This is a genomic window from Bacillus sp. SIMBA_074, assembly GCF_046534555.1.
Classification (GTDB): domain Bacteria; phylum Bacillota; class Bacilli; order Bacillales; family Bacillaceae_G; genus Bacillus_A; species Bacillus_A mycoides.
In genome coordinates this window covers 1-242 of record NZ_JAWRYM010001115.1, presented here as the reverse complement: position 1 = coordinate 242, position 242 = coordinate 1, and the positions used below count along the sequence as shown (strand labels likewise).

The window sequence follows — 242 nt, the reverse complement described above, 5'->3', positions numbered from 1 at the left end:
AACCCCCGATGGTAGGGGGCCGGACCGGCCGCGTGCAAAGGACTGAAGTCATGGGTTACTGCACGCACTGGAACTGCATTGTGGGAGGGGCTTCAGCCCCGACGAGCGGAGCCGCGATCTGTCCGATGGCGGTCGCGGCTGAGCCACTCCCGCAGCGGGGCGTGGCGCCGGTCAGCGCAGCCGCGAGGCCGCGAATTCCCAGTTGACCAGTTTCCAGAACGCTTCCAGGTACTGGGCGCGTC

At 67.8% G+C, this 242-nt stretch carries 1 protein-coding gene; it reads right to left on the bottom strand.

The annotated features are described in order from the left end of the window. Positions 1-171: 171 nt before the first annotated feature. Positions 172-242, bottom strand: a 71-nt coding sequence (locus SB773_RS34210) for a Fe-Mn family superoxide dismutase (RefSeq protein ID WP_410594959.1), incomplete at its 5' end; no start/stop codon positions are given.